This window comes from Phocaeicola sp. ICN-14070 (assembly GCF_037892625.1).
GTDB lineage: Bacteria > Bacteroidota > Bacteroidia > Bacteroidales > Bacteroidaceae > Phocaeicola > Phocaeicola plebeius.
The window spans coordinates 1-316 of the sequence record NZ_JBBKBF010000195.1 but is presented as its reverse complement, the minus strand read 5'-3'; the positions used below and the strand labels follow the sequence as shown (position 1 = coordinate 316).

Below are 316 nucleotides of genomic sequence, written 5' to 3'. Positions count from 1 at the left end.
CCTCAAATCCGCAAGCAATCTCAATGGCAATCTCAATCGCAGTAAAGAGCTTGAACACTATGCATCATGATAGTATGAGCGTGAATTTTGTCCGATTTTTGCACACCTTCCCCTTCCCCCACAATGCGACTTGAGGTAATACGCAGATTAAAACCATAAGGAACGGATTTTATCCGAATCCAGTTTTGAAGGGTTTTGCATAAGCGCGGTTCTCAGTATAGATATTCAGCACGTATTGCCTTGCTGTCATGATCCACTTGGCAGGTACGGAGATGAATCTGAAGACAAAAGCCTTTATGCGACTCGTTTTCTTGAG

1 pseudogene is annotated in these 316 nt (G+C 43.4%); it reads right to left on the bottom strand.

Annotated elements, in window-relative coordinates:
* Positions 1-169: 169 nt before the first annotated feature.
* Positions 170-316: pseudogene (locus WKT20_RS18275) on the bottom strand (IS1380 family transposase); the annotation flags it as partial.